This is a genomic window from Caulobacter sp. LjRoot300 (genome assembly GCF_964253875.1).
Taxonomy (GTDB): Bacteria; Pseudomonadota; Alphaproteobacteria; order Caulobacterales; family Caulobacteraceae; genus Caulobacter.
In genome coordinates, this window is the sequence record NZ_CAXUSA020000001.1 from 271,717 (window position 1) to 296,257 (window position 24,541).

Consider the following 24,541-nt stretch of genomic DNA (forward strand, 5'->3'; position numbering starts at 1 on the left):
CGCCTGTCCCCAGCCCCCGCCAAGGGTTCCGGCGCGTAGACCTCGAAAAACGCCCTCACATCCCCGTTCTCAGTTCCCCGGCGCGTAGGGGAAGCTGAGCTTCTCGTAATAGTCCAGCGTATGGGCGGGCGGCGCTTCTCCGGCCGGCAGCGGGAGGCCCGAGAAGGTCTGGAAATAGGCGATCGAGGCGTCGCGCCACCACTCGGCCTCGTTGCGCTGGATGGCCAGGAAGTCGGCCACCTGGGCATGGCGCTCGGGATCGACATAGGGCGCCAGTCCCGCCCAAGTCCGGCCCATGCCGTCGACATAGGACACGCCGCGCGAATAGTGGGTCACCAGGCCGTCCCACAGGGTCTGGCCCGACTTCAGGCGGTAGGTCCACGGCAGGTGGTGAAACCACAGCAGGTCCTTCTCGTCGACGGTCTTCAGGTCCGAGAACCGCTGGGCGATCACGGGGGCGTACTGGGCGACAGCGTTGCTGCCCGTGGCTGTGCGGTCGAAGCCGATGCCGTCCTTGCCGGCCTTGGCGTAGTAGACGCTGGTCCAGTCGGCGCGCGGCCCGCCCGACACCCACGGTCCGGGGCCGTAGTGATGGCTGCGGCCCATCTGGTGGTGCAGGCCCAGCGGGGTCATGTAGTCGACGGCCGCCTCGCGCGAGCCCATCATCATCGCCACGGTGGGCGCGACGAAGCGCGGGTCGGTCGAGAAGGTCATCTTGGCCCAGTCGGCGGCGATGTCCTTGGTCGAGGCCTCCGGGTCCCAGGCCAGGCGGCCGAAGACGTACCAGTTGGCCTGGTCGAACTGCGAGCCGCTCCAGTTGCGGTCGCGGCCGATGTTGGAGACCCCGGCCATCAGGGTCTGGCGCCGGCCGTCCAGCGACCCGTCCACCACCTTGGCCACGGTCGAGCCCTGGCCCTTGGCCCAGGTGTCGGACTTCAGGGTCTCTTCGTAGAGCGGGCCCAGATAGACCAGGTGCGTGGCGAAGCCGAGATATTCCTTGGTGATCTGGAACTCCATGCCGAGATTGGTCTTCGGCATGGCCCCGAACAGCGGGTGGAACGGCTCGCGCGGCTGGAAGTCGATCGCCCCGTTCTTGACCTGGACGATGACGTTGTCGCGGAACTGGCCGTCGAACGGCTTGAACTCGCTGTAACCCTGCTTGGCGCGGTCGTCGGGCTGCTCGTGCGAATAGACGAAGGCCCGCCACATCACGATCCCGCCGTGCGGACCCACCGCGTCGGCCAGCATGTTGGCCCCGTCGACATGGGTGCGGCCATAGTCCTGCGGCCCCGGCTGGCCCTCGGAATTGGCCTTCACGAGAAAGCCGCCGAAGTCGGGAATGGCCTTGTAGATCTCGTCGGCCTTGGTCTTCCAGAAGGCGCGCACGGCCGGGTCCAGCGGGTCGGCGGTCTTCAGCCCGCCGATCTCGATCGGGGCCGAGAACCGCGCCGACAGATAGACCTTGATGCCGTAGGGCCGGAACACCTCGGCCAGGGCCGCGGCCTTGGCGATATAGGGCGCGGTCAGGCTGTCGGCCTTGGCGTTGACGTTGTTCAGCACCGCGCCGTTGATCCCGATCGAGGCGTTGGCGCGGGCATAGTCGATGTAGCGGGGATCCTTGTAGTCCGGCAGCTTCCACCAGTCCCACAGCGAGGCCCCGGCATAGCCGCGCTCGACGCTGCCATCCAGGTTGTCCCAGTGGTTCAGCAGGCGGTGGCTGACCTTCGGGGCCGACAGGATGTCCAGCTTGTCGACGCCCTGCCCGGTCTGGACCAGACGCAGATAGTGGAAGACGCCGTACAGCACGCCGATGTCGCTGTTGGCGGCGATCACCGTGGTCTTGCCTACGGTCCGGATGAGGTACCCCTCCTCGCCCGCGCCCTTCAGCGGCAGGTTCAGGGCCGCGACGGCGGGCGAGCCGGCGGGCGTGCCCAGCAGGATCGATGGGCCGTCCGTCGCCGGCGCGCCGCCAACCAGGCCGTCCAGCCCGCGTTGCAGCTCGGCGCGCGCGATCTTCAGCGTGGGGGTGTCGGCGCCGGGGGCGATCGTCCGGGGCTCCGGCCGCAGGGCCGCCGGCAGCGGCCGGTAGCGCAGCCACAGGTCATAGCCGTCCTCGGCCTGGGCCGCGGAGGCCCCCAAGGTCGCTGAAATCAGGCCGGCCGCCAGGCAGAACCCTCGCACGAAGGACATAAGACGCATGTTTTCTCCCGGGCGGCGCCCTGCCGCGCGACGCTTGAAAGCGCGAGGGTCTTGAGCCCGTGATACCGCTACCTTGAGCAAAGGTCGAGACACTATGTCATTATTGGTCAGACCAATAGATTGACAACGGCGACGCCTGATTTAGACCGATACCGCTACCATCCGCCGTCGCCGGGTCAACGAAAGCGTCCCATGCCGAAGATCACCGCCGCTCGCGTCATCGTCACCTGTCCGGGACGAAATTTCGTCACCCTGAAGATCGAGACCAGCGACGGCGTCCATGGCGTCGGCGACGCCACCCTGAACGGGCGTGAGCTGGCGGTGGCCAGCTACCTGACCGACCATGTTATCCCCTGCCTGATCGGCCGCGACGCCCACCAGATCGAGGACATCTGGCAGTACTTGTACAAGGGCGCCTACTGGCGGCGCGGCCCGGTGACCATGGCCGCGATCGCCGCCGTTGACACGGCCCTGTGGGACATCAAGGCCAAGATCGCCGGCCTGCCCCTGTACCAGCTGCTGGGCGGCGCCTGCCGCGAGGGCGCCATGGTCTACGGCCACGCCAACGGCGCGACGGTCGAGGAGACCCTGGAAAACGCGGCGATCTATGCGGCCCAGGGCTACAAGGCCATCCGCCTGCAGTCGGGGGTGCCCGGCCTGAAGGGCGTCTATGGCGTCTCCAAGGACAAGTTCTTCTACGAACCCGCCGACGGCGACCTGCCGACCGAAAGCCTGTGGTCGACCGAGAAGTACCTGCGCAGCGCGCCGGGCCTGTTCGAGGCGGCCCGCGACAAGCTGGGCTGGGACGTCCACCTGCTGCACGACGTCCACCACCGCCTGACCCCCATCGAAGCCGGCCGCCTGGGCAAGGACCTGGAACCCTACCGCCCCTTCTGGATGGAGGACGCCGTCCCGGCCGAGAACCAGGCCAGCTTCCGCATTATCCGCCAGCACACCACCACGCCCCTGGCCGTGGGCGAGGTGTTCAACGCGATCTGGGACTGCAAGCAGCTGATCGAGGAACAGCTGATCGACTACATCCGCGCCACCGTGGTCCACGCCGGCGGCATTACCCACCTGCGCCGCATCGCCAGTTTCGCCGACCTGCACCATGTGCGCACCGGCTGCCACGGCGCCACCGACCTGTCGCCGGTCTGCATGGCCGCGGCCCTGCACTTCGACCTGTCGATTCCCAATTTCGGCATCCAGGAATACATGCGCCACACCGAGGCGACCGACGCGGTGTTCCCCCACGCCTACAGCTTCGCGGGTGGCATGCTGCATCCGGGCGAGGCGATCGGCCTGGGCGTCGACATCGACGAGGTCGAAGCGGCCAAGCATCCGTACAAGCGCGCCTACCTGCCGATCGCCCGCCGCGAGGATGGGTCCATGCACGATTGGTGAGGCTGTCGCGCCCCAGTCGAGGCACAATCGTCAAGGCTTGGGTATCCGCGTCCAAAATAGCCCGCGCGGCCCAGGTCGGCTATGCTATCGCGAATTCCGAGGGCCTTCGGGGCCGCCGCCGAGAAACTGACGAAGACCCATGGCCGAGAACGTCAAGCTCTACCGCCGTATCGCCGACTCGATCGCCGACGCCATCGAGGGCGGCCAGTACAAGCTTGGCGACCGCCTGCCCACGGAACGCGAACTGGCCGAGCAGTTCGGGGTCAGCCGCCCAACCCTGCGCGAGGCGATGATCGCGCTGGAGATGCTGGGCATGATCGAGGCCCGCCACGGCCTGGGCATCTATGTCACCGGCGACGTGCGCCCCGTCACCCCGGCCAGCGCCGAGCCGGCCTTCGAGATCGGCGCCTTCGAGCTGATCGAGGCCCGCCGCCTGTTCGAGGGCGAGGCCGCCGCCCTGGCCGCCACCGCCATCACCGACGCCCAGATCCTTGAGCTTGAGGCGCTGATGGAGAGGATGGCCCGCGAGGAGGAGATCCAGGGCGAGGACGCCGACCGCGAGTTCCACATGGTCATCGCCCGCGCTTCGGGCAACGGCGCGATCATCGCCACGATCGAGAACCTGTGGGACTGGCGCAACCGCTCGCCCCTGGCTCGCAACATCCTGGCCCGCGCCCGCGGCATGGGCCTGCAGCCGCGCATCGTCGAGCACCGCCGGGTGTTCGAGGCCCTCAAGGCTCGCGACCCGGCCGCAGCCCGCCAGGCGATGCGCGACCACCTGGAGCGGGTGATCGACCACCTGCTGCACGCCACCGAGACCGAGGCCGTCGAGCGGGCCAGGCAGGAAACCGGCGCCCGGCGCTCGGCGATCGCCAAGCGCGTGGCGATCTAGACGCCGCTTCCCCCTCCGGCCCTCCGGGCCACCTCCCCCAAAGGGGGAGGATCTACGCCGAGCAGATGCTCCCCCTCTGGGGGAGCTGTCGCGGAGCGACTGAGGGGGTCCTTCGCCCCCTAGACGACCGTCAGCGTCGCCTTTTTGAGGTCCACCGAGTTCGGCCCCGCCAGCAGGGTGAACTGGCCCGGCTCGACCACGCGCTTCATCTCCAGGTTCCACAGCGACAGGTCCAGCGGCGAGACCTCGAAGGTCACGGTCTGCTTGGCGCCGGGGGCCAGGGTCACGCGCTTGAAGTGCTTCAGCTCCAGCAGCGGACGGGTCACCGAAGCGGCCTCGTCGTGGATGTAGAGCTGCACCACCTCGTCGCCGGCGACCTTGCCGGTGTTGGTCACGTCGACCTCGACCTTGACGCTCTCGCCGGCGCCGATCTGGGCCTTCAGCGGGCGCGGCGCCGAGATGTCGAAGGTGGTGTAGGACAGCCCGAAGCCGAACGGATAGAGCGGCGAGGTGTCGCCCAGCAGGTAACCCCGGCGGGCGGTGGGCTTGCGGTTGTAGTAGATCGGCAGCTGGCCGACGTCGCGGGCGATGCTGACCGGCAGCTTGCCGCCCGGATTGGCCCGGCCGAACAGGATGTCGGCGGCGGCGTTGCCGGTTTCCTGGCCCAGGTACCAGCCCTCGACCAGGGCGTCGGCCCGCTGCGCCAGCAGGTTCACCGACAGCGGACGGCCGTTCAGCAGGAACACCACGGTCGGCTTGCCCAGGTCGAAGATCGCCTTGGCCAGGTCGTTCTGCTGGCCGACCAGGTCCAGGCTCTCGCGGTCGCCCAGATGGGCGTCGGCCCAGGCCTCGCGGCTGGTCTGCTCGTTGTCGCCCAGCACCATGACGACCACGTCGGCCTTGCGGGCCACCTCGACCGCCTCGGCGATCAGCTTGGCGTTGACGGCCGGATCGACCAGCTTGACCTCGTCCTGGGCCCAGATCCGGGCTTCGGTGATCCGCACGGCCTCGGCGTAGTCCAGGGTGAAGCCGCTCTTCTTGGCTTCTGCCTCCAGGCCCTCGTAGATCGACACCACGTGGCGCGGCACGTCGCTGTAGCCGCCGATCGGGGTGTCCTTGGCGTGGGTGCCCAGCAGGGCCAGGCGCTTGAACTTTGAGGGATCCAGCGGCAGCAGGCCCTTGTCGTTCTTCAGCAGCACCACCGCCTTGCGCGCCGCCTCGCGGGCCAGGGCGATCGCGTCGGGCGCGGCGGTCTTGGCGTCGGCCGTCTTCTCGTCGGCATAGGGGTTTTCGAACAGGCCGCCCTCGAACTTGACGGCCAGGACGCGGGCCACGGCCTCGTCGACCGCCGCCTGCGACACACGGCCCGACTTCACCAGGTCCGGCAACAGGGCGTAGGCCTCGCCGTCGGGCAGCTCGACGTCGACCGTGGCGTTCATCGCCATCACGGCGGTGTCGGCCAGGCTGTCAGTCAGCTTGTGACGATCGCGCAGTTCCTTGATGGCGAAATAGTCGCTCATCGTCACGCCCTTGAAGCCCCACTCGCCGCGCAGCACGTCGTGCAGCAGCCAGCGGTTGGCGTGCGAGGGCACCCCGTCGATCTCGTTGTACGACGGCATGACCGAGCGCACCGGCAGCTCCTTCACCGCCCGTTCGAACGGCGGGAAGAAGTTCTCGCGCAGGGTCCGCTCGGCGATCTGGGCGGGGCCGACATTGGTGCCGTTCTCGGGCTGGCCGTGGCCGGTCATGTGCTTGAGGGTGACGAACACCTTGTCCCTGGCCAGCGGCAGGGTCTTGCCCTGGAAGCCGCGGATCGCCGCCAGGCCGATCTCGGCGCACAGGTGCGGATCCTCGCCGTAGGTCTCCTCGATGCGGCCCCAGCGCGGGTCGCGGGCCACGTCGACCACCGGGGCCAGGGCGATGTTCGAGCCGCGGGCCCGCATTTCGCGGGCGGCGACGGCGAAGCTCTTCTCGACGACTTCCGGGTCGAAGGTCGAGGCCAGGGCGATGGCCTGGGGGAAGCTGGTGGCGTCGCGCGCGACATAGCCGTGCAGGGCCTCGTCGTGCATCAGCATCGGAATGCCCAGGCGCGTCTGCTCCATCGCCCATTTCTGGGCGGCGTTGACGTAGCGGGCGGTCTCCTTGGCGTTGCGGTTGACCGAGCCGTCGTCGGCCCCGGCGGCGGCGTCGACCACCGCGGCGGGCTTGAGGCCCTTGCGGTCGGACGGCCGCGAGATCTGGCCCAGGCCGTTGGGGAAGTTCTTGCTGGCGTCCTGCGGCGAGAACTCGCCCTCGGGAGTCTGGATCTTGGCCTTGGTCAGCCAGATGCCGACCAGCTGGGCGGCCTTCTCCTCCAGCGTCATGCGCGAGAGCAGGTCACGGACCCGCAGTTCGACCGACTGGGTCGGGTCCTTGTACAGCGGCTTGCCGCCGGCGGGCGCGGCGGCGCGGGCGAGGGTCGAGGACGCGGCGGCCAGGGCGGCCAGGCTGACGCCGAGCGTGCGGCGGGTGACGGTCTGGCTCATGATCTCTTTCGTTTCCCCACGATGGAACGGACCGTCGAACGGACGGTGGCGGCGTTGCTCGCCGACGTTGAATGACAGTATGGAAGCAGAGATCTGACCACTCAAGTTTTTTATGGTACCGGTCTCATTTCATCGCCTAGGATCGCGGGCGAACAAGCAAGATCCCTCGTCGGAGGGGCTGGAGGAAGCCTTGGATATCGCAAGACGCACCCTGGTTGGACTGGTGGCCGCGCTGTCGGTGGCCGCTTCTCCCCTCGCTCTGGCCCAGGCCGCGCCCGGCAAGGCGGCGAGGACGGAACGCTGGGTGGCCTCCTGGGCCTCGGCCCAGATGGTTCCGGCGGCCAAGGACGCCCTGCCCGCGGCCGAGGTCGCCGACGGCACGCTGCGCCAGACCCTGCGGCTCAGCACCGGCGGCGGCAAGATCCGCGTGCGGCTGTCCAACGCGTTCGGGACCGAGCCGCTGAAGCTGTCGGGCGTCCACGTCGCCCTGGCCGCCGCCCCCGGTTCGGCCCGCATCGACCCGGCCAGCGACCGCGCCCTGGCCTTTTCCGGCCGCCCGGAGGTGGTCATCCCCGCCGGCGCCGAATACCTGTCCGACCCGATCGACTTTCCGGCCAAGCCGCTGACGAACCTGGCCGTCACGATTCGCTTCGACGGCCCGCTCCCCGCCCAGCAGACCAGCCATCCCGGCTCGCGCACCACCTCGTGGTTCGGGGCCGGCGACCAATTGGCGGCCGCGGAGCTGACCGGCGGCAAGTCGCTGGACCATTGGTTCCAGATCTCGGGCGTCGACGTGCAGCGCCCGGCCGGCGCCAGCCTGGCGACCTTCGGCGACTCGATCACCGACGGCTATGGCGTCACCACCAACGGCAACAATCGCTGGCCCGACATCCTGGCCGCGCGCCTGCAGGCCGATCCGCGCACCCGGGGCGTGGGCGTGCTCAACGCCGGCATCGGCGGCAACCGCCTGCTGCTGGACGGCCTGGGCCCCAACGCCATGGCCCGCTTCGACCGCGACGTGCTGAACCAGGCGAGCGTCCGGTACGTCATCCTGCTGGAGGGCGTGAACGACCTGGGGACCCTGACCCGCGAACAGCCGGCCAGCCCCGAGGCCCACGCCGCCCTGGTGGCCCGGATGATCGCCTCGTACGACCAGATGATCCGCCGGGCCCGCGACCGCGGGATCAAGGTCTATGGCGCCACCGTCATGCCCTATGGCGGCTCGGGCTACTACCATCCCGACGCCAGCAACGAGCAGGACCGCCAGGCCGTCAACGCCTGGATCCGGACGCCCGGCCGCTTCGATGCGGTGATCGACTTCGACCGGCTGATGCGCGACCCGGCCAATCCCAGCAAGCTGGCGCCGGCCTATGATTCCGGCGACGGCCTGCACCCGTCCCTCGCCGGCTACAAGGCCATGGCCGACGCCGTGCCGCTGGACCTGTTTACGCGCTGAAGGCGGAAACACGCGGCCGGAAACAAACGGGCAGAAACAAACCTGCAATGTCCTGACCCTAGACCATGGTCTCGCTCGATTGACACCGGTTTCCATGAAAGACTGGACAGGGCGGATTCAGGGAGGGGCGAATGGCCCGCGCAAGACATAGCCTCAAGGCGGCGCTGCTGTTTTCGGCCGCGCTGACCGCCGCGCCCACGCTCGTCCACGCCGCCCCAGACCCTCGGGGCGACAGCGGCCTGCTGTTCCACCTGACCGGCGACAAGGGCCTGACCGCCGACCTGGCCGGCGGCGAAGCCGCCCCCAACTTCGCCGACAAGGCCAGGATCAAGACCGACCCGGTCCACGGCCCCTATGTCGAGGCGGCCGGCGAGGAGACGCTCAGCTGGATGGCGCCGGGCAATATCTACGCCCAGCGCGGCACGCTCAGCTTCTACTGGCGGGCCCGCGACCCGGTCGGGACCACGCCCTTCCCGCTGTTCCGCGTCGGCTACGCCGACCACACCAGCTGGGACATGGCCTGGCTGCGCATCGACTGGAACGGCAAGGGCTTCGACGCCTTCGTCACCGACAACAACCTCGCCCGGGTGCGGGTCAGCACGACCGCCGCCCCGCCCCGGCCCGACCGGTGGATCCTGGTCACCTTCACCTGGGACGAGGCCAAGGGGGTCGCCCTCTATATCGACGGCAAGCCCGTCGCCTCGAAGGCCCAGGCCGCCGCCCTCGACGCCGGGCTGGACCAGTTCGGCCCGCACAGCCGGGTGATCTCGCCCCACCAGGTGCAGAGCGCCTATCAGTTCATCCGCGGCGGCGACGTCGACGACATCCGCGTCTACGACCACGCCCTGGACGAGGCGGCCGTCGCCAGCCTGGCCGTCGGCAAGGACCCGGCCCCAGCCGTCGCCGCCACGGACGCCAAGACCTGGCTCCACCGCTACGGCTGGGATCGTCCGACCGACCCGCCGCCCTATCTGGCCGACGCCACGACCACGATCCGCAAGGTCGAGTTCACCGACCAGTATGACCTAAAGGAACGCATGAGCCTGGGCTCGGACGGCATCGCCGAGACCACCTGGCCTGGCGTCTACAACCGCTCCAGGCTGCCCGGCCGCCACGACTATTTCGAGCTGCCCGACTGGAACGTCTATGTCGAGGGCGGCAAGGCGATCACCTTCACCCTACCCGACGAACCCTGGAACCGCCTGGAGTTCCAGGGCGCCGCCTACGGGTCGCTGACCACCGTCGACGCGGCCGGCAAGGAAACCCCGCTGGCCAAGCGCCCCAAGGGCGAGCTGCGCACCTTCAACCAGTTCGCGGCCCTGAAGGGCGGCAAGCTGCGGTTCGACAACCTGGTGCAGGAAACCCCGATCCAGGAACTGGCGGCCTACAACGTTACGGGCGCCGCAGAACCGGACGAGTTCACCTTGAGCTACGTCGTGCGCCCCGGCGCCGACCCGGCCGCCTATCCGACGCTGGACGAGCTTTCGACCTTCGTGAAGGGCCGGTACGCGGCGGGGGAGCGGACTATCGTGGCCGCCCTGCCCGCCTCGGCCCCGACCAAGCCGCGCGCCGATGCGGGCGCCGGTCCGACCCAGCCCATCGTCCACCTGCTGATCCCCGCCGACTTCCGCCTGGCCCGCCCCGGCGGTCCGGTCGGCAAGTTCCAGTATGGCTGGCAAGGCGCCGACCTCGGCCTGGACGGCGTGGCGCTCGACATCCCCGCCCTGAAGGTCAAGGCCACGCATGGCGAGCTGTTCCCGCTGAACATCAAGGTCAAGGACCCGCTGTGGCCGGGCCGCGACCTGATCGACGTCAATGTCTCGGTCAAGCCGGGCGAGGTCCGCACGGTCTTCCTCGACACCCGCGACCGCCTGTTGCCGGCGGGCAAGAGCCTCTATCTCAGCATCGCCGCGGCCGGCGCCGACTTCGACGCTCGGCAGCTGGACGGCATGGCCGTGCGCCTGAAGTTCAAGCCCTCGGCCGACGCCAAGGCCGAACACGTCGCCGACCGCCTGGCCCAGGCGCGCGACAACCTGGCCTTCCTGGTCGAGGAGCACGACGTCTCCAAGCGCCTGGCCCGCTATGCGCGGCTGGACCTGGAGCTATCGGACCTGCTGCGCGTCGACCCGGGCAACCCGCGTGGCCGCGAGATGTGGGCCGAGCTCAATCCCGAGCAGCCCGGCGTGCCCGTCACCCTGCCGACCGCCCCGGCCGGCGTCCCCAAGTGGGCGTTTCTGCAGGTCGAGGACCTCAAGCGGGTGCGCAGGTTCATCGAATGGTGGATCGACAACCGCCAGGTCCCGTACGGCGACTTCGGCGGCGGCATCTCGGACGACGACGACCTGACTCAGCAGTGGCCGCCCCTGGCCCTGATGGGCGACATCCCCGACAAGACCACCGCCTCGCTGAACGCCCTGCTCGACGCGGCCTACAGGAACGACATGATCCCGGCCGGCCTGTCGAGGATCAAGACCGACGAGCTGCACTCATACGAGGAGGCGATCAACCTCAAGGCCGAGGCCATGTACACGAGCTACGGTGATCCCAAGGTCGTCGAGCGGATGATGGAGACGGCCCGGGCCTATCCGATCGTCGCCAACAGGGGCGAGGACGGCCATGTCCACATCCTCAGCCGCTTCTTCTCGGCCACGGACGTGTCGCGCGACGGGCCCTGGGGCTGGTCGCATCCCTATTCGTACCTGATCCTGCACCCGGGCATGCTGATCGCCGACTTCAACGGCGATCCCACCCTGCGCAAGCTGGTCATCGACCTGGCCGACGGCCACCTGGCCCACGGCAAGCAGGATCCGGACGGGACCTGGCGCTACCCGGAGGACATCAACGCCGCCACCGGCCAGTCGCGCGGCGAGCTGACCGGCAAGGGCCGCGGCAACGTCTCGGCCATGCAACTGTTCTGGGCGGCCTGGCGCTGGACCGGCGACGACAAGTACCTGCGCCCGCTGAAGGGCGAGATCGCCCACCAGTCGGGCCGCGGCCTGGACGAGCTGAACAGCGACGTCATCGACATGCTGGGCCTGCGCGCCCAGGCCGCGCCGATGATCAAGGCCATGGTCGACAAGGGCTCGGATGATCCCTTCGTGCTGTACGAAGCCTGGCGCTCGACCGGCGACACCGCCTATCTGGAAAAGGTCTATGGCGACGAGATCACCACCGCCGAGCAGCGGATGTGGATGGTCACCGAGGCCCATTGGTGGTCGGACCGCGTGGAGCTGTTTAGCGACATCCTGCAGCGCTCGCGGCTGGGCGGCATGGCCCTGCGCCGCAACCAGATGTTCCCCGGCCACCTGGTCAGCTGGCGGTTCGACACGCCGACCGCCGCCGAGGACGTCGGCATCCTGGTCACCGGCGGACAGAAAAGCTTCAAGGTCACCGGTTACAACCTGACCGGCCAGCCGCTGCACGCGGTGATGACCGGGTGGGACGTCGCGGCCGGCCAGTGGTCGGTGACGCGGGCCGTCGACGGGGCGGCCGAGCCCGCGGCTTCTGTGGCGTTCGAGCGCACCACCGGCCTGGACGTGACCTTCGCGCCCGGCAAGACCACGACCTGGGAGCTCACCCTGCAGACGCCCGCCGCCACGCCTGTGACCGAACGCCCCGACCTCGGGATCGGCCGCGACGACGTCAAGGTCGGCAAGTCGGGCCTGACCGTCACCGTCCACAGCCTGGGCGCCAAGCCGACCCCGGCCTCGGTCGTGGTCGTCGAGGACGCCTCGGGGAAGGAACTGGCGCGGGCGACCACGCCCGTCCTGCCGGCTCCCCTCGACCTGAAGCCGAAGACCGCCCAGGTCGCGCTGAAGGCCGGCTGGAAGACTGGCTACCGCGTGCGCATCATCCCCCCGGCCGGCGCGCCGGAGATCACCCAGCTCAACAATATCGTCACCGCCCCCTGATTTAGCTTGGAGACCCCGGAGCCGATCCGCTCCGGGGGCGTTGCTTCGCCCATGGCCGAAACCCTCACCGTACCCCGCGACCTCGTCCAGCGCCTGCGCGCCCGGCTGCCCGCCGTGACGCGCGAGCACCTGTTCGACTGCTACGCGATCAGCGAAACCACCTGGACCAAGCTGCGCGACGGCAGGCCGATCAAGCGCTCGACCCTCGAGCGGATCCTGCAACGCTACGAACGGCTGCTCGCCCACGCGGCCTGACGGCGGACGGTCGCGACCCTACAGCCAAGCTTCGATCGACGGCTGTCAGGCCGATTCTCCGGATTCGTCGCCGTCCTTCGCAAGCGCACAATCGGTTCGCACCTGCGCAGAAGCGCTTTTGGAGTCGGAGATCGGCTTCGGACTATTCCTATAGTAGGTTGATATAGCGGACGTTTTCCACAATTTAACGCTCGCCGGCTCCCGCCGAACCGGCGTGTTAACCCTCATTCTCATGATGAGGTGACAAAGCGCGTTTGGCCCGGCAGGGTTGGCTCTCTTTTGATTCCCAGCAGATGAGCTGATTTATGAACGTTTCTGATCTGGTCGACGCCGCCGTGGCCGCCGACGACAAGCTGACCAAGACTCAGGCCAAGGCCATCATCGACGGCGTCTTCAAGTCGCTGACCGAGGCCGCCGTGAAGGGCGAGGAAGTCTCGATCCCGGGCTTCGGCAAGTTCAAGGTCCAGGCCAAGCCGGCCCGCACCGGCCGCAACCCCTCGACGGGCGCCGCCATCGAGATCGCGGCCAGCAAGAAGGTCGCCTTCACGCCGGCCAAACAATTGAAGGACGCCGTCAACGGCTGATCCCTCGGCGAGCGGTCGGTCTCACCACCGGCCGCTCATCCTGGCTCGCCTCGCGCCGCCAGACGTCTTCCGGGTCGCCCGCGCGCCCGATGCAGGGGCCTCGCCCCTCTCCGCCTTTCCCCGACAGCTCGACCATCCCCGACAGCGCCTGGTCTCTTTCCCGGCGCCATGTCAGGCTCGCCGCGCATGAAGCACCTCCGACAGTTCACCGCTCTGGTCCTGGCGTTCGCCAGCCTCAGCGCTGGCGCTCGCGCCCAGACCCTCGACCGCGCGCCGGGCGAGAGCGACCTGGCGTTCGCGACCCGCGCCCTTCGACTGCCGAAGAACGCCGACCCGCATACGACGCCCGCCACCTGGAACGGCGCGCCGACGCTGTTCGTCGACTACACGACGGCCGAGGCCGAGCCGGAGCGCCCGCTGGTCGCGCTGCAGCGGCAGGCCGCCGGCGGCTACCGCGCGATCGACGTCACCGTGGGCGAGCAGGAGGGGGGCACGCCCGACGTCCTGGCGATCGGCTTCGCCAACGCCGACCGCGACGCCGACAGGGAGCTGATCGTCATCCTGGCCTGGTCGCAGGTTCATTACGATTTTTCGGGCACGCTCTACGAGGTCCGCCTGTTCGACCCGCCCAAGCCTGGCCAGGCGCAGCTGACGCTCCTGCCCGTCAGCGGCAAGTTCGGGGCCGGATGCGAATGCGGTCGGCGCGACGGCCCGGACGAACACTACCGCTTCAAGACCGTGGCGGCGGTCAAGGCCGAGCTGAAGCGGCTGGGCTACTAGCCGCCGGGTCGAAACAACCGGCGGACGGCGGCGGCTTGGCCGCGCGCCACCGGCAGGCGGTCGCCGCTCGTCAGTACCGCGACAAGGCCGCCGCCCGGACGCGGCGCCAGCTGCGTCACCCGGTCGCGCCGGACCACTGCCGAGCGATGGATGCGCACGAACACTTCAGGGTCCAGCCGCTCGACCAGGCGGCGGATCGAGTCGCGGACCAGATAGCCGCGCGCGCCCACATGCAGGCGGACATAGTCGCGCTCGGCCTCGATCCAGTCGAGGTCGCGCACCAGCACCCGCTGGGCCCCGCCCCGGGTCTCGATCCACAGCTCGGTCTCGAAACCGTTCGTCGCGCCGCCCCCCTCCGCCCGCAGGTCCCGGACGATGGCCCGCAGCTCGCCGATCCGCTGCTCGGCGTCGCGCGCCTGGACCTGGGCCCGGGCTCGGGCCAGGGCTTGCGCCACCCGCGCCCCGTCGAACGGCTTGAGCAGATAGTCCGCCGCCGCCAGGTCGAAGGCCTGGATGGCGTAGCGGTCGAAGGCGGTGGCGAAGATCACCACCGGCCCCTCTGGACCCGCCAGCGCCCGGGCCACGCCGACCCCGTCCAGTCCCGGCATCTTGATGTCGATGATCATCACCTGGGCGGCGGTCTCGCGGGCCAGGGCCAAGGCCTGGTCGCCATCGACGGCGGCGCCGACGATCCGCACGTCCTCGACCTGGCCGACCAGGCGCTGCAGACGGCGCAGGGCCAACGGCTCGTCGTCGGCCAGCAGGACGGTCAGGGCCGCCTCGCTCATCCCGCCCGCTCCAGCGGCAGGTCCAGGCGCACCTGGAAGCCCCGTGGGGCCCGCGGGCCGCAGGTCAGGGCGGCCTGGTCGCCATAGCGGGTCTCCAGCCTTCGGCGGACGTTCTCCAGCCCCACGCCCAGGCCCGGCGGTCCGTCCAGCGCCCCGCCCCCGTCGTCGGTGACGGTGATCGACAACCGGCCGTCCTGCTGCGCGGCGACCACCTCGACGACCACCGGCTCGCTGCTGCGCGCCAGACCGTGCTTGACGGCGTTCTCGATGATCGGCTGCAGGATCAGGTTCGGCACCAGGGCGTCCGCCAGGTCGGGGGGCGCGCGCTCGACATAGCGCAGACGCTCGCCGAAGCGGATCTGCTCGATGGCTACGTACTGTCGCTCGCCGTCCAGCTCCTCGGCCAGGGTGACCCTCTCGCGCACGTCGCGCTCCAGCGAACGGCGCAGGAAGCCGGACAGGCCCAGGATCATCTGCTCGGCCCGGTCGTTCTGGCGCTCCATCACCAGGGTCGCCAGGGCGTTGAGGGTGTTGAACAGGAAATGCGGGCTGATCTGGTAGCGCAGCATGCGGTTCTGGGTCTCGGTGGCCAGCACCCGCGCCGCCTCCAGCTTGAACCGCGCCTCGCGGGCGGCCAGGTCGGCGTGCACGGCCATGAAGATCGCCGCCCAGGCCACGAAGAACCAGAACACCGTGCGGCCGATCAGCATCACGCCCCAGAAGGTCGACTCCGGCCAGCGCGGCAGGATGGCGACATAGACGGTGTAGTCGACCACGCCGAACGCCAGCGAGCCGGCCAGCGACAGGCCCGCGACCAGGGCCAGGCGGCGCACGAACGGCCAGGGGGTCGAGCGCAGCAGCAGCGGCCCCATCGCTTGGCACATCAACGCCCCGACCAGGCAGACCACCGCCCGCCGCAAGGCTCCGTCCCAGAAGTGCGGCGCCCGGGCGCTGACCCAGCCCAGGGTCATGGCGGCGTAGGCCAGCAGCCACACCCCCGCCGTGGCTATCAGGATGGTCCGGGTCTGCCGCCGGTCGGCCGGGCTGGAGGTCATGGACCATTGTCGCCGCTGGCGCGCCGCACGCAAAGCGCCGTTCGCAGACGCAGCGGCGCGTTTCGCAGACGAACGAACCGCTCGCAGCAGGCCGCCGGCCGTTGGTCTCGCCGGGCCTGACAGGTCCATCCCGGCTGGCAGGATCGCGGCCGAGACTCGCAACCCACGGAGAAAACCGCATGACGGCGCAAGCCGCTCGCGTCCATCGCCGCGACGCCGTGCTGGCCGCCCTGGAGCTGTTCCGGCGGATCCATCCGCCGATCAGCCTGACCAGCGTGCGGGTGTTCCTCTATGTGGCCGACAATCCGGGCGTCAACGTCTCGGCCCTGGCCCAGGCCTGCGGCCTGACCGAGGCCGGCGCCTCGCGCGTCGCCCGCGCCCTGGCCGGACGCGGCATCGAGCGGCCGCTGCCGCCGTCGCTGGGCCTGCTGGACAGCGTGACCAGCCCCATCGACCCCCGCGAGCGCCTGCTGGGCCTGACCGAGCGCGGCCGCGCGCTGGTCGCCCGCATCGAGCTGCTGATCGCCGCCCACACGCCGATCATGCTGTCGGTCGCCCCCGTCGTCCGGGCCGACCGCGGCGACAGGCCTGCCGCTCAGACCCATGGAGAGGCTTCGTGACCGTCGCCCGCAAGACCGCGATCAGCCCCCTGGCCGCCGTATTGGGCGGCGGGCTCACGGCCGCCGTGCTGGACATCACCTACGCCTTCGTCGCCTTCGGCCTGCGCGGCGTGAGCCCGGCCAGGATCCTGCAGTCGATCGCCAGCGGCGCGCTGGGCAAGGCCGCCTATCGGGCGGGAGCGGGTTCGGCCCTGCTGGGCGCCTTGCTCCACCTCGCCATCGCCCTGGTCATGGCCGCGGTCTATGTCGCCGCCAGCCGCCGACTGCCCGCCCTGAACCGCCGCCCCTGGCTGTGGGGACCGCTGTACGGGATCGGCTGCTATCTGGTCATGAACTATGTCGTCCTGCTGGCGCGATTCGGCCCGAGGCCCGCTCCCCCGCTCGAGGTGCTGGTCGGCGGGGTGGCGATCCACATGGTCGGCGTCGGCCTGCCAATCGCCCTGTTCGCGGCCCGCGCGGCGCTGTCGCCCCCGCTCCCTACGGCGTCATCTCCGCCGGAGCGCCCGTCCAGGTCTTGACGCCGACCAACGACCGTGGCGCTCGCCAGGCCTTCAAAGCCTTGCCTTGGGCGCGTTTCAGCCTTGTTCCAGCCATTCCGCCCATGACCCTGTCCACAGCTTCAGGCTGTGGGGATGCGGGGGATGGACGCCAGGGGCGGAGCGCGTGAACGGAGCGCGGCGGTCGGGCTGTCGATCCTGGCTCACCTGGCGCTGCTGGCCGGTCTGCTCTGGGGCATGCGGTCGCCGCCCGCGCCGCCCGAGATCGTGGTCGAGCTGGACCTGGCGCCCGACACGCGATCGCCCGCGCCGCGCCGGCCGTCGCATCGCCCGCCCTCGCCCACGACCTCTCGAGCCTCGCCCGGACAGCCCACGGCCAGACCCGCGGCTCCAGCGCCGCCCGAGGTCATCCCGTCGCCGATGACATCCGCGCCCGCGACGGTCACGGCGCCACCTCCCCCCAGCCCCTCGCTGGGCGCCGCCCTGCGTCGGACCCTGGGCTGCGCCAACGCCAACCTGCATCGCCTGTCGGAGGCCGAACGGCGCGATTGCGAGCTGCGCCTGGCCGGCGCGGCGGGGCGCGGCGGACCTCTGGCCGGCGTGGATCCCGGCAAGCTGGCGGGCTATGCCGCCGAAAAGCAGCGCGAGCCCTTCCTGGCCCGCAAGCCCAAGAACAACTGCGTGCCCCGCGTCCAGGAAACCGACATGGCCGGCGGGCCGGGCGCGGCGCCCGACAAGGATTGGCGGACGGGTGTCGCCTGCGCCTTTTCCTTCTAGGCGCCGCGCTAGGCGGCCGCGCCCTGCCGGAACTCTCGCGGCGACTGGCCGTACTGGTCGCGGAACGCTCGGCTGAAATGGGCCGAGCCGTTGAAGCCCCAGCGAAAGCAGATCTCGGAGATCGACAGCCGGGCATGCTGCGGGCTGGCCAGGTCGGTGCGGCAGCGCTCCAGGCGGCGGGTGCGCAGGTAGTGGCTGAACGTCTCGTCGGCGCTGGCGAACAGCTTCTGGACGTAGCGGGGCGAGACCCCCTCCTCGTCGGCCACCCGGCGCAGCGACAGGTCGGGATCGGGCAGCAGGGTCTCGATGGTCTGGCACAGGCGCTGCAGGTGGGCGGTGGGCGCGCCGGTGTTGGCGCCCAGCACGTCGGTGGTCGCCCCGCCCTCGGCCAGGCAGATGGCCAGGAACTCGGTCAGCGACAGCTCGACGGGGCGGAGCTGGTCGACCGTCAGGTCCTCCAGCCCCTCGGCCGTGGCCCGCAGCAGGCCCGACAGGATGTGAGTGACGCCGGTCGCCGCCTGCAGCCGTCCCACCCGCAGGCTGACCGGGGTGATCAGCCGGTGGTCGAGGGCCACGCGCGGGGCGCGGACGAACATCAGGCGGCAGCGGGTCTCCAGCCGCAGGGCCGCGGCCTGGCCGGTCGGGCCGTAGGCGATGTCGCCGGGGACCAGCTCCTCGGCCAGGTCCTCGGTGACCAGGGTCGCCTGGCCGCTCAGCAGCACCGCCAGCCAGACCGCGGCCGGCTGGCCGCTCAGGCGCCCCGAGATCGCCTGGGCCCCGGCCTCGACCAGGGCGAACTCGATGCCCAGGGGCGAGGCCAGGCAGACCACCGAGGCGCTAGCCGGCTCGGCGTCGGACAGGCCCTCGACCGGCAGGCCCAGCCGGTTCATCGCCTCGCGCCAGGCCTGGGCCCGCTCGGCGCGGGGATGGCTGTCGGTGCTGAACGACCAGGCCTTCATGGCGCCCGCTAGCCCTTCATCTGGGGAAAGATGTCGCGCGGGATGCGCACGTGGCAGCCCTGCTTGCCGTCCACCACCTGGGTGACGCCGAAGTCGCTGGCCACACTCATCAGCGAATAGGCGTCGTTCCGCGACAGGCCGACATGGTCGGACAGCAGGGTCAGCATGTTCAGCGAGGCGTCCTTCATGGCCACGTTAAGATCCTCGTGGAAGCCATGGACAATCCACCACTTCGGCGTCTCAAGCAAAGGTCCGGGCGCGATGAAATCCTTGCGCAGCACGATCTGCATCAGCACGTTCAGCGAGCTCTCGATCGCCGTGCCGGAGATCTCGCCGTCGCCCTGGCTGACGTGCGGATCGCCGATCGAGAACAGGCCGCCCTCGACCTGAACGGGATAGTACATCGTCGCCCCCGCCCCGATCCGCCAGTTGTCGATATTGCCGCCGTGGGCGCCAGGCGGGATGGTGCTGACCCGGCCGTCGACAGCGGGCGCCACGCCGGCCGTGCCCAGGTGCGGACGGGCCGCCACCCGCACGCCGTTCAGGGCCGGCTGGCGGTCGCACTCGGGGCAGCGGGTGATCGTCCCTGGGATCAGGTACTTGCCCTCGAAGTCGTAGGCATAGAGGGCGCTGGCGGTGTTGGTGTTCTGATCCAGTTCGTAGATCGTCACCCGCTCCTTCTCGCCGAACTCCTTGTAGAGATAGCCCCAGTTGGCCGCGAGGTTGGAGCCGTAATTGTTGCGCGGGACCATGCGCAGGTAGCGCACCTCCAGCACGTCGCCGGGCTTGGCGTCTTCCACATAGATCGGGCCGGTCATGATGTGGACGCCGGGATTGCGGTCGGCCTCGGGGATTTCGGTGAAGATCCGGGTGACCGCCTCGTCCATCATCAGCTCGGGCGCGTCGCCGGCGTGGTGGGTGATCGCCTCGGCGCTGACCAGGTCGCCGCTCTTGATGCGCAGGGCCGGCTTGATCGACGGATCGAAATAGCCCCAGTGCACGGTGGCCGGCGTGGCGTTCAGGGTGTGCAGGGCGGTGGGCAGGACGTCGGGACGGGTCTGGCCGGGTTCGCAGATGAAGGGCATCGGTCTTCGATCCTCAGGCGGCCGAGAGCGTGACCGAGGTCATGCTCAGCGAGCCGTGCTCGATGTGGTCGGGGGCGAAGGCGGCGACGTCGCCGGGCAGGCGCGCGCCCAGCACGTAGAGCAGCGGCCAGTAGTGGTCCGGCGTCGGGACCGACCGGGCTGCGTCCTCGCCCTGCGAGGCGAAGTTCACCGCGCGCTCGGGCGCGTCGTCGATGATCGCCTGCTTGATGTGGTCGTTGAACCGCTGCGACCAGTCGTAGGGCGCGCAGTGGCGCTCGCCCCAGTTCATGGCCGGCAGGTTGTGGACGATGTTGCCGGTGCCGACGATCAACACGCCCTCGTCGCGCAGCGGGGCCAGGCGCTTGGCCAGCTCGAAGTGCCATTCGGGCGGCTTGTTGGCGTCCATGCTGAGCTGCACCACCGGCACGTCGGCGTCGGGATAGGCCTTGCTCAGCACCGACCAGGTCCCGTGGTCCAGACCCCAGCCCTGCTGGTCCAGCGCCACCGGCTGGGGGGCCAGCAGATCCTTCACCCGCGCCGCCAGTTCGGGCGAGCCCGGGGCCGGATAGCGCATGTCGAACAAGGCCTTGGGAAAGGAAGCTCCGAAGTCGTGAATGGTGCGCGGGGCGGTCATGGCGGTGACGGCGACGCCCTGCGTCAGCCAGTGGGCCGAGACGCAGAGGATGGCCTTGGGCTTGCCGAACGCCTCGCCCATCGCCTTCCAGGTCTTGGTCGTGTCGTTGGTCTCAAGCGCGATCATCGGGCTGCCGTGGCCGAAGAAGACGACGGGCATCCGGCTCATGCGACGACCTCCGGCTGGGTGGCGGAGGTCTTCATCGCCGCCCAGGCCTTCTGGTAGCGGGGGGTGAGCCAGCGGTTGAACTGCACCTGGGCCCCCTCCTGCCAGGAATAGCGGCCGCGCACCGCGAACCGCGAGCGCAGCCCCACCTGGACCAGTTCGTCGACATGCATGTCCTGGGCGATGATCTTGCCCGCCGAGGTCATGATCATCTCAAGCCGCTCCTCGAAGCCCGGCGTCTCGGTGGCGCCCGGCGCGACCAGCAGGCCGGTGTCCTGCTCCATGGTCTCGGGCCCCGTGGGCCGCAGGATCAGGTAGATGACCATGTCGCTGGTCATCACCAGCGACAGGGTCGGCGGGATGTTGGCGAAGGTGGCGCGGTTGCGGTCCTCGTCGGTCAGGCCGGGGAAGATCGGCAGCACCGCCTTCTGGGTCGGGTTGAAGCTGACGTCCGGATGGGTCGTGCCGTTGTAGCGCAGGAAGCCGGCGTCGCCCTCGGCGGCCTCGGGAAAGCTGCACAGCTCGCTGGGGATGAAGTCGTGCAGCGGGCCGCGGTGCAGTTTGTTGGCGTGGTAGCCGTCGTTGTTGTTCTCGAACATCACCTTCCAGTTCCAGGCGAACTGGCCGGTCATCGGCGGGCTCAGGCCCTCGGCGTTGGCCAGGTCATAGCTGGCGATGGCGTCCTCGACCGCCTTCAGGCGCGGGGCCAGCGGCGGCGCCTCGGCGTCGAAATTGATGAAGATGAAGCCCAGCCAGACCTCGACCTTGAAGCCCGGCAGCCGGACGGCCTTCTTGTCGAAGTCGCAGGCCCGCTCCATGGCCGGGGCGTTCACCAGGTCGCCGTTCAGCGAATAGACCCAGTGGTGGTAGGGGCAGACGAAGCCGCGGGTGTTGCCCCGGCCCTCGGCCACCAGCATGGCGCGATGCTGGCACACCGCCGACATCGCCTTGATCTCGTCGGAGCGGTTCTTGGCGACGATGATCGGCTCGCCGATGATCGTGGTGGTGAAGTAGTCGCCCTGTTCCTTCACCCAGTCGACCCGGCCCACGCACAGCCATTCGTGGTTGAACAGCGCCTCCTTCTCGAAGGCGTAGAAGGCCGCGTCGGTGTAGCAGGCCGGCGGCAGGGTCTCGGCCGCGTCGACGTCGCGCATCGAGCGCGACAGGCCGTCGAAGAAGGCGTCGTTCAGGTGGGGTGCGGCCAGGTGGGGTGCGGCGGGCGTGGGGCCCATGGCGGATGCGCTCCTTCGACTAATCGATACGAAGGCTAGGCGCGGCGTGCCCGCCGGTCTTGCACCAGCGCGCACGATAACTTGGCCGTCGCCCGATGCGCGGGCGGCGTCGCCGGGTTCTCGGGCGGAAATGAGCAAAAGACGCGCAAGGCGCGCGCATCGCCGACTTTGCGGGACGCGCACGGAAAGCGATCGGGCGCGCTGGGGAAAGACGCGCCTGGCGACGATGCCTAGCCTCGGGTCCAGACAGCTTCCAGAGGACCACGCCCGTGGACATGACGCTCGCCGACGACCTGACGATCTCGGACCTGAAGCCCGGCTTCGGCGCGCGGATCCACGACATCGACCTGCCGTCCGCCTCGGACGCCGAGCTCGACAAGGTGGTCGCCGCCTTCCACCGCCACGGGGCCGTCGTGGTGTCCGGCCAGACCATGACCCCGGACGACCTGATGCGCTTCATCGGCCGGTTCGGCGAGCCCGAGGACCATACCCAGACCCGCTTCACCCTGCCCGGCTATCCGAAGATCTTCATCCTCAGCAACCGGGTGGTCGACGGCAAGCCGATCGGCGCCCACAACGACGGCGTCGGCTGGCACACCGACTACAGCTACAAGCCCGAGCCGGTGATGCTGACCATGCTCTATGCGGTGGAGGTTCCCGACGAGGGCTCCGACACCCTGCTGGCCGACGGCTGCGCCGCCTGGAACGCCCTGTCGCCGGAAAAGCAGGCGCAGCTGCTGCCGCTGAGCCTGCATCACAGCTACCGGCACTTCATGGCCACCCGCGAGTTTGGGGCGCAGATCCTGTCGCCCGAGATGGCGGCGGCCAATCCCGACGTCGAGCATCCGCTGATCCGCACCCACCCCGCCGACGGCCGCAAGGCGCTGTGGCCCTCGACCGGCACGGTGACCGAGGTGATCGGCAAGCCCGGCCCCGAGGGCCTGGCCCTGATCGACGAGCTGGTGGCGTTCATGACCGGCGACGACTTCGTCTATCGCCACAAGTGGGCCAAGGGCGACCTCCTGATGTGGGACAACCGCTGCACCCTGCACACCGGCACGCTCTATGACGACACCAAGTACTTCCGGACCATGCATCGGCTATGGGTGAAGGGCGACAAGCCTTATTGATCCTAGGTGCTCCCCCCGTGGGGGAGCTGTCGCGAAGCGACTGAGGGGGGAGTATTCGGGCGGTTCGACAAGACACCGCCGCCTGATCACTCCCCCCTCCGGCCCTCCGGGCCACCTCCCCCACAGGGGGAGGATCTTGTTTTCCAGGAGTTTCCATGACCCAGACCTGGCTGATCACCGGCGTATCCGGCGGGCTCGGGCGCGAGATCGCCCTGGCGGCGCTCGCCCGCGGCGACGTCGTGTTCGGCACCGTGCGCAAGCCCGAGGCCGCCGAGGCCCTCGAGCGGCTGGGCGTGCGGGCCCTGGTGCTGGACGTCACCGACGAGGCGGCCGTCCGCGCGGGCGTCGCCCGGGCCGAGGCGACGGCGGGGCGGATCGACATCCTGGTCAACAACGCCGGCTACGGCCTGGTCGGGGCGGTGGAGGAGGCCTCGCTGGACGAGGTCCGCGCCCAGTTCGAGACCAACGTCCTCGGCCCCCTGGCGATGCTGAAGGCGGTGCTGCCGGCCATGCGCGCCCGCCGCGCCGGGCGGATCATCAACATCACCTCGGTCTCGGGCCTGGCGGTCTGGGCCGGCACGGGCGTCTACTGCGCCAGCAAGTGGGCGCTGGAGGGGCTGACCCAGACCCTGGCCGCCGAGGTGGCCGAGCTGGGGATCAAGGTCACCAACGTCGCGCCGGGCGGCCTGCGCACCGCCTTCGCCGGCGGCTCCAAGGCCGTGGTGGCCGGCAAGATCGCCGACTATGACGGCCTGGCCCGCGACGCCGAGCGGATCATGGCCGACCACGCCGGCCACGAGCCGGGCGACCCCGTGAAGGCCGCCCAGGCTATCCTGCGCATCGCCGACGAGCCCGCCCCACCCCTGCACCTGCTGCTGGGCGAGGACGCCCTGAAATACGCCGGCTACGCCGCCGCCGGCCTCCAGGCCGACATCGACGCCTGGAAGGACCTCACTCTGTCGATCGGCTTCGAATGAGCTGTGAATTCCTCGTCCTTCGACAAGCTCAGGATGAGGATTTCAACTGATCCGCCCTCGCATTCGCCCTCATCCTGAGCCTGTCGAAGGACGAGGGCGTCCCACCCGCCTTGCAAGGACACCTTCATGACCAACACCCTGATCTTCGTCGACCTGGCCTCGGACGATCCCGACGCGGCAGGCCGGTTCTACGCCGAGGTGTTCGGCTGGGAGAACGACGCCCGGCCTAGGGGCGAGTACCACCGCATGGTGCCGGGCGGCTTCTTCAAGAAGAGCGACGGGACCGACAGCGAGATCGGCAACCTGCACCTGGGTATCTTCAAGGCCGCCAACGCCCGTCCCCATCCGGAGCCCGCCGGCGTCGAACCGCGCGGCCTGTCGACCGAGGGCCGCAAGCCTCGAATCTGGGTGCTGATCGGCGACGACGACAGCGCCGATCGGATCCTGGGCGCGGCCGCCGGACTGGGCGCGGAGCTGCTGTGGCGCGACCACTACTGGGCCGAGTTCAACGGCTATAACCACGCCTTCCGCGACCCGTGGGGCAACGAGATCGTGCTGTGGGGCAAGGCGGGGGCCAGCCCGGAGATCCCGGAAAGCTTCACGCGGGAATAGGCCG

21 protein-coding genes are annotated in these 24,541 nt (G+C 69.7%); 13 read left to right on the plus strand and 8 right to left on the minus strand.

The genetic code is table 11. From position 1 onward, the window contains the following. Positions 1–69: 69 nt before the first annotated feature. Positions 70–2,190 carry an alpha-glucuronidase family glycosyl hydrolase gene (locus tag ACSQ2G_RS01300; protein ID WP_436028902.1) on the minus strand — a complete coding sequence of 707 codons (2,121 nt, stop codon included), beginning with the start codon at positions 2,188–2,190 and terminating at the stop codon, positions 70–72. Between the two features lie 201 nt (positions 2,191–2,391). On the opposite strand from ACSQ2G_RS01300, the gene manD reads away from it, so the two are divergent. Further along, on the plus strand, positions 2,392–3,603 hold the full coding sequence (manD, locus tag ACSQ2G_RS01305) for a mannonate dehydratase (RefSeq protein ID WP_436027635.1): 1,212 nt from the start codon (positions 2,392–2,394) through the stop codon (positions 3,601–3,603). Between the two features lie 139 nt (positions 3,604–3,742). Further along, positions 3,743–4,495 (plus strand): FadR/GntR family transcriptional regulator, encoded by a 753-nt coding sequence (locus tag ACSQ2G_RS01310; RefSeq protein WP_436027637.1) that lies wholly within the window; start codon positions 3,743–3,745, stop codon positions 4,493–4,495. Positions 4,496–4,614: 119 nt separating this feature from the next. On the opposite strand, the gene ACSQ2G_RS01315 is transcribed toward ACSQ2G_RS01310, so the two are convergent. Further along, positions 4,615–7,020 carry a glycoside hydrolase family 3 N-terminal domain-containing protein gene (locus ACSQ2G_RS01315; protein ID WP_436027639.1) on the minus strand — a complete coding sequence of 802 codons (2,406 nt, stop codon included), beginning with the start codon at positions 7,018–7,020 and terminating at the stop codon, positions 4,615–4,617. A gap of 190 nt (positions 7,021–7,210) precedes the next feature. Here ACSQ2G_RS01315 and ACSQ2G_RS01320 point away from each other — a divergent pair, with 190 nt between their 5' ends. The 5 genes from ACSQ2G_RS01320 (at position 7,211) to ACSQ2G_RS01340 (ending at position 14,006) form a co-directional block, all read left to right on the plus strand. Further along, entirely contained in the window at positions 7,211–8,476 is a 1,266-nt protein-coding gene (locus tag ACSQ2G_RS01320; RefSeq protein WP_436027641.1) for an SGNH/GDSL hydrolase family protein, read from the plus strand. A gap of 131 nt (positions 8,477–8,607) precedes the next feature. Further along, positions 8,608–12,387, plus strand: a complete 3,780-nt coding sequence (locus ACSQ2G_RS01325) for a LamG-like jellyroll fold domain-containing protein (protein WP_436027642.1) — start codon at positions 8,608–8,610, stop codon at positions 12,385–12,387. Positions 12,388–12,438: 51 nt separating this feature from the next. Next, positions 12,439–12,642: a hypothetical protein gene (locus ACSQ2G_RS01330; protein ID WP_436027644.1), complete on the plus strand. Its 204-nt coding sequence runs from the start codon at positions 12,439–12,441 to the stop codon at positions 12,640–12,642. Between the two features lie 305 nt (positions 12,643–12,947). Continuing rightward, positions 12,948–13,226: an HU family DNA-binding protein gene (locus ACSQ2G_RS01335; protein WP_028037777.1), complete on the plus strand. Its 279-nt coding sequence runs from the start codon at positions 12,948–12,950 to the stop codon at positions 13,224–13,226. Positions 13,227–13,412: 186 nt separating this feature from the next. Then, positions 13,413–14,006 carry a hypothetical protein gene (locus tag ACSQ2G_RS01340; RefSeq protein ID WP_436027646.1) on the plus strand — a complete coding sequence of 198 codons (594 nt, stop codon included), beginning with the start codon at positions 13,413–13,415 and terminating at the stop codon, positions 14,004–14,006. Here the strand turns inward: ACSQ2G_RS01340 and ACSQ2G_RS01345 are convergent. After that, the gene (locus ACSQ2G_RS01345; RefSeq protein WP_436027647.1) at positions 14,003–14,794 is read right to left on the minus strand and encodes a LytR/AlgR family response regulator transcription factor; all 792 of its coding nucleotides are present in this window, start codon (positions 14,792–14,794) and stop codon (positions 14,003–14,005) included. The genes ACSQ2G_RS01340 and ACSQ2G_RS01345 overlap by 4 nt on opposite strands. Beyond that, on the minus strand, positions 14,791–15,849 hold the full coding sequence (locus ACSQ2G_RS01350; protein WP_436027649.1) for a sensor histidine kinase: 1,059 nt from the start codon (positions 15,847–15,849) through the stop codon (positions 14,791–14,793). Before ACSQ2G_RS01350 ends, ACSQ2G_RS01345 begins: the two co-directional genes overlap by 4 nt. A gap of 179 nt (positions 15,850–16,028) precedes the next feature. Between ACSQ2G_RS01350 and ACSQ2G_RS01355 the strand changes: the two genes are divergently transcribed. The 3 genes from ACSQ2G_RS01355 (at position 16,029) to ACSQ2G_RS01365 (ending at position 17,743) form a co-directional block, all read left to right on the plus strand. Then, on the plus strand, positions 16,029–16,469 hold the full coding sequence (locus ACSQ2G_RS01355; protein ID WP_436027651.1) for a MarR family transcriptional regulator: 441 nt from the start codon (positions 16,029–16,031) through the stop codon (positions 16,467–16,469). Further along, positions 16,466–16,987 carry a hypothetical protein gene (locus tag ACSQ2G_RS01360; protein WP_436027653.1) on the plus strand — a complete coding sequence of 174 codons (522 nt, stop codon included), beginning with the start codon at positions 16,466–16,468 and terminating at the stop codon, positions 16,985–16,987. Before ACSQ2G_RS01355 ends, ACSQ2G_RS01360 begins: the two co-directional genes overlap by 4 nt. Positions 16,988–17,110: 123 nt before the next feature. Beyond that, positions 17,111–17,743, plus strand: a complete 633-nt coding sequence (locus ACSQ2G_RS01365; RefSeq protein WP_436027655.1) for a hypothetical protein — start codon at positions 17,111–17,113, stop codon at positions 17,741–17,743. Positions 17,744–17,751: 8 nt separating this feature from the next. Here the strand turns inward: ACSQ2G_RS01365 and ACSQ2G_RS01370 are convergent, their stop codons facing one another. The 4 genes from ACSQ2G_RS01370 to ACSQ2G_RS01385 are packed head-to-tail and all read right to left on the minus strand — an operon-like array spanning position 17,752 to position 21,818. Beyond that, positions 17,752–18,702, minus strand: a complete 951-nt coding sequence (locus ACSQ2G_RS01370) for a helix-turn-helix domain-containing protein (RefSeq protein WP_436027657.1) — start codon at positions 18,700–18,702, stop codon at positions 17,752–17,754. Positions 18,703–18,710: 8 nt separating this feature from the next. Then, positions 18,711–19,787: an acetamidase/formamidase family protein gene (locus tag ACSQ2G_RS01375; RefSeq protein ID WP_436027659.1), complete on the minus strand. Its 1,077-nt coding sequence runs from the start codon at positions 19,785–19,787 to the stop codon at positions 18,711–18,713. Positions 19,788–19,800: 13 nt separating this feature from the next. Next, positions 19,801–20,589 (minus strand): 4,5-DOPA dioxygenase extradiol, encoded by a 789-nt coding sequence (gene ygiD, locus ACSQ2G_RS01380; RefSeq protein WP_436027661.1) that lies wholly within the window; start codon positions 20,587–20,589, stop codon positions 19,801–19,803. After that, complete coding sequence (locus ACSQ2G_RS01385) at positions 20,586–21,818, minus strand: aromatic ring-hydroxylating oxygenase subunit alpha (protein ID WP_436027663.1); 1,233 nt, start codon at positions 21,816–21,818, stop codon at positions 20,586–20,588. The genes ygiD and ACSQ2G_RS01385 overlap by 4 nt, the downstream gene beginning before the upstream one ends. Before the next feature lie 275 nt (positions 21,819–22,093). Here ACSQ2G_RS01385 and ACSQ2G_RS01390 point away from each other — a divergent pair, with 275 nt between their 5' ends. The 3 genes from ACSQ2G_RS01390 to ACSQ2G_RS01400 all read left to right on the plus strand — a co-directional run bounded on the left by ACSQ2G_RS01390 (position 22,094) and on the right by ACSQ2G_RS01400 (position 24,537). Further along, complete coding sequence (locus tag ACSQ2G_RS01390) at positions 22,094–22,948, plus strand: TauD/TfdA dioxygenase family protein (RefSeq protein WP_436028904.1); 855 nt, start codon at positions 22,094–22,096, stop codon at positions 22,946–22,948. Between the two features lie 155 nt (positions 22,949–23,103). Then, a complete protein-coding gene (locus ACSQ2G_RS01395; protein WP_436027665.1) occupies positions 23,104–23,925 on the plus strand; it encodes an oxidoreductase in 822 nt (273 codons plus the stop codon). Between the two features lie 126 nt (positions 23,926–24,051). Beyond that, the gene (locus ACSQ2G_RS01400) at positions 24,052–24,537 is read left to right on the plus strand and encodes a VOC family protein (RefSeq protein ID WP_436027667.1); all 486 of its coding nucleotides are present in this window, start codon (positions 24,052–24,054) and stop codon (positions 24,535–24,537) included. Positions 24,538–24,541: the final 4 nt, after the last annotated feature.

Excerpts from the sequence above, each read along its gene's own strand:
- ACSQ2G_RS01365 (WP_436027655.1), top strand. The coding sequence starts at position 17,111 with ATGGACGCCAGGGGCGGAGCGCGTGAACGGAGCGCGGCGGTCGGGCTG.
- ACSQ2G_RS01375 (WP_436027659.1), bottom strand. The coding sequence starts at position 19,787 with ATGCCCTTCATCTGCGAACCCGGCCAGACCCGTCCCGACGTCCTGCCC.
- ACSQ2G_RS01355 (WP_436027651.1), top strand. The coding sequence starts at position 16,029 with ATGACGGCGCAAGCCGCTCGCGTCCATCGCCGCGACGCCGTGCTGGCC.
- ACSQ2G_RS01345 (WP_436027647.1), bottom strand. The coding sequence starts at position 14,794 with ATGAGCGAGGCGGCCCTGACCGTCCTGCTGGCCGACGACGAGCCGTTG.
- ACSQ2G_RS01400 (WP_436027667.1), top strand. The coding sequence starts at position 24,052 with ATGACCAACACCCTGATCTTCGTCGACCTGGCCTCGGACGATCCCGAC.
- ACSQ2G_RS01315 (WP_436027639.1), bottom strand. The coding sequence starts at position 7,020 with ATGAGCCAGACCGTCACCCGCCGCACGCTCGGCGTCAGCCTGGCCGCC.
- ACSQ2G_RS01325 (WP_436027642.1), top strand. The coding sequence starts at position 8,608 with ATGGCCCGCGCAAGACATAGCCTCAAGGCGGCGCTGCTGTTTTCGGCC.
- ACSQ2G_RS01395 (WP_436027665.1), top strand. The coding sequence starts at position 23,104 with ATGACCCAGACCTGGCTGATCACCGGCGTATCCGGCGGGCTCGGGCGC.
- ACSQ2G_RS01340 (WP_436027646.1), top strand. The coding sequence starts at position 13,413 with ATGAAGCACCTCCGACAGTTCACCGCTCTGGTCCTGGCGTTCGCCAGC.
- ACSQ2G_RS01350 (WP_436027649.1), bottom strand. The coding sequence starts at position 15,849 with ATGACCTCCAGCCCGGCCGACCGGCGGCAGACCCGGACCATCCTGATA.
- ACSQ2G_RS01385 (WP_436027663.1), bottom strand. The coding sequence starts at position 21,818 with ATGGGCCCCACGCCCGCCGCACCCCACCTGGCCGCACCCCACCTGAAC.
- manD (WP_436027635.1), top strand. The coding sequence starts at position 2,392 with ATGCCGAAGATCACCGCCGCTCGCGTCATCGTCACCTGTCCGGGACGA.
- ACSQ2G_RS01330 (WP_436027644.1), top strand. The coding sequence starts at position 12,439 with ATGGCCGAAACCCTCACCGTACCCCGCGACCTCGTCCAGCGCCTGCGC.
- ACSQ2G_RS01310 (WP_436027637.1), top strand. The coding sequence starts at position 3,743 with ATGGCCGAGAACGTCAAGCTCTACCGCCGTATCGCCGACTCGATCGCC.
- ACSQ2G_RS01300 (WP_436028902.1), bottom strand. The coding sequence starts at position 2,190 with ATGTCCTTCGTGCGAGGGTTCTGCCTGGCGGCCGGCCTGATTTCAGCG.
- ACSQ2G_RS01335 (WP_028037777.1), top strand. The coding sequence starts at position 12,948 with ATGAACGTTTCTGATCTGGTCGACGCCGCCGTGGCCGCCGACGACAAG.
- ygiD (WP_436027661.1), bottom strand. The coding sequence starts at position 20,589 with ATGAGCCGGATGCCCGTCGTCTTCTTCGGCCACGGCAGCCCGATGATC.
- ACSQ2G_RS01370 (WP_436027657.1), bottom strand. The coding sequence starts at position 18,702 with ATGAAGGCCTGGTCGTTCAGCACCGACAGCCATCCCCGCGCCGAGCGG.
- ACSQ2G_RS01390 (WP_436028904.1), top strand. The coding sequence starts at position 22,094 with ATGACGCTCGCCGACGACCTGACGATCTCGGACCTGAAGCCCGGCTTC.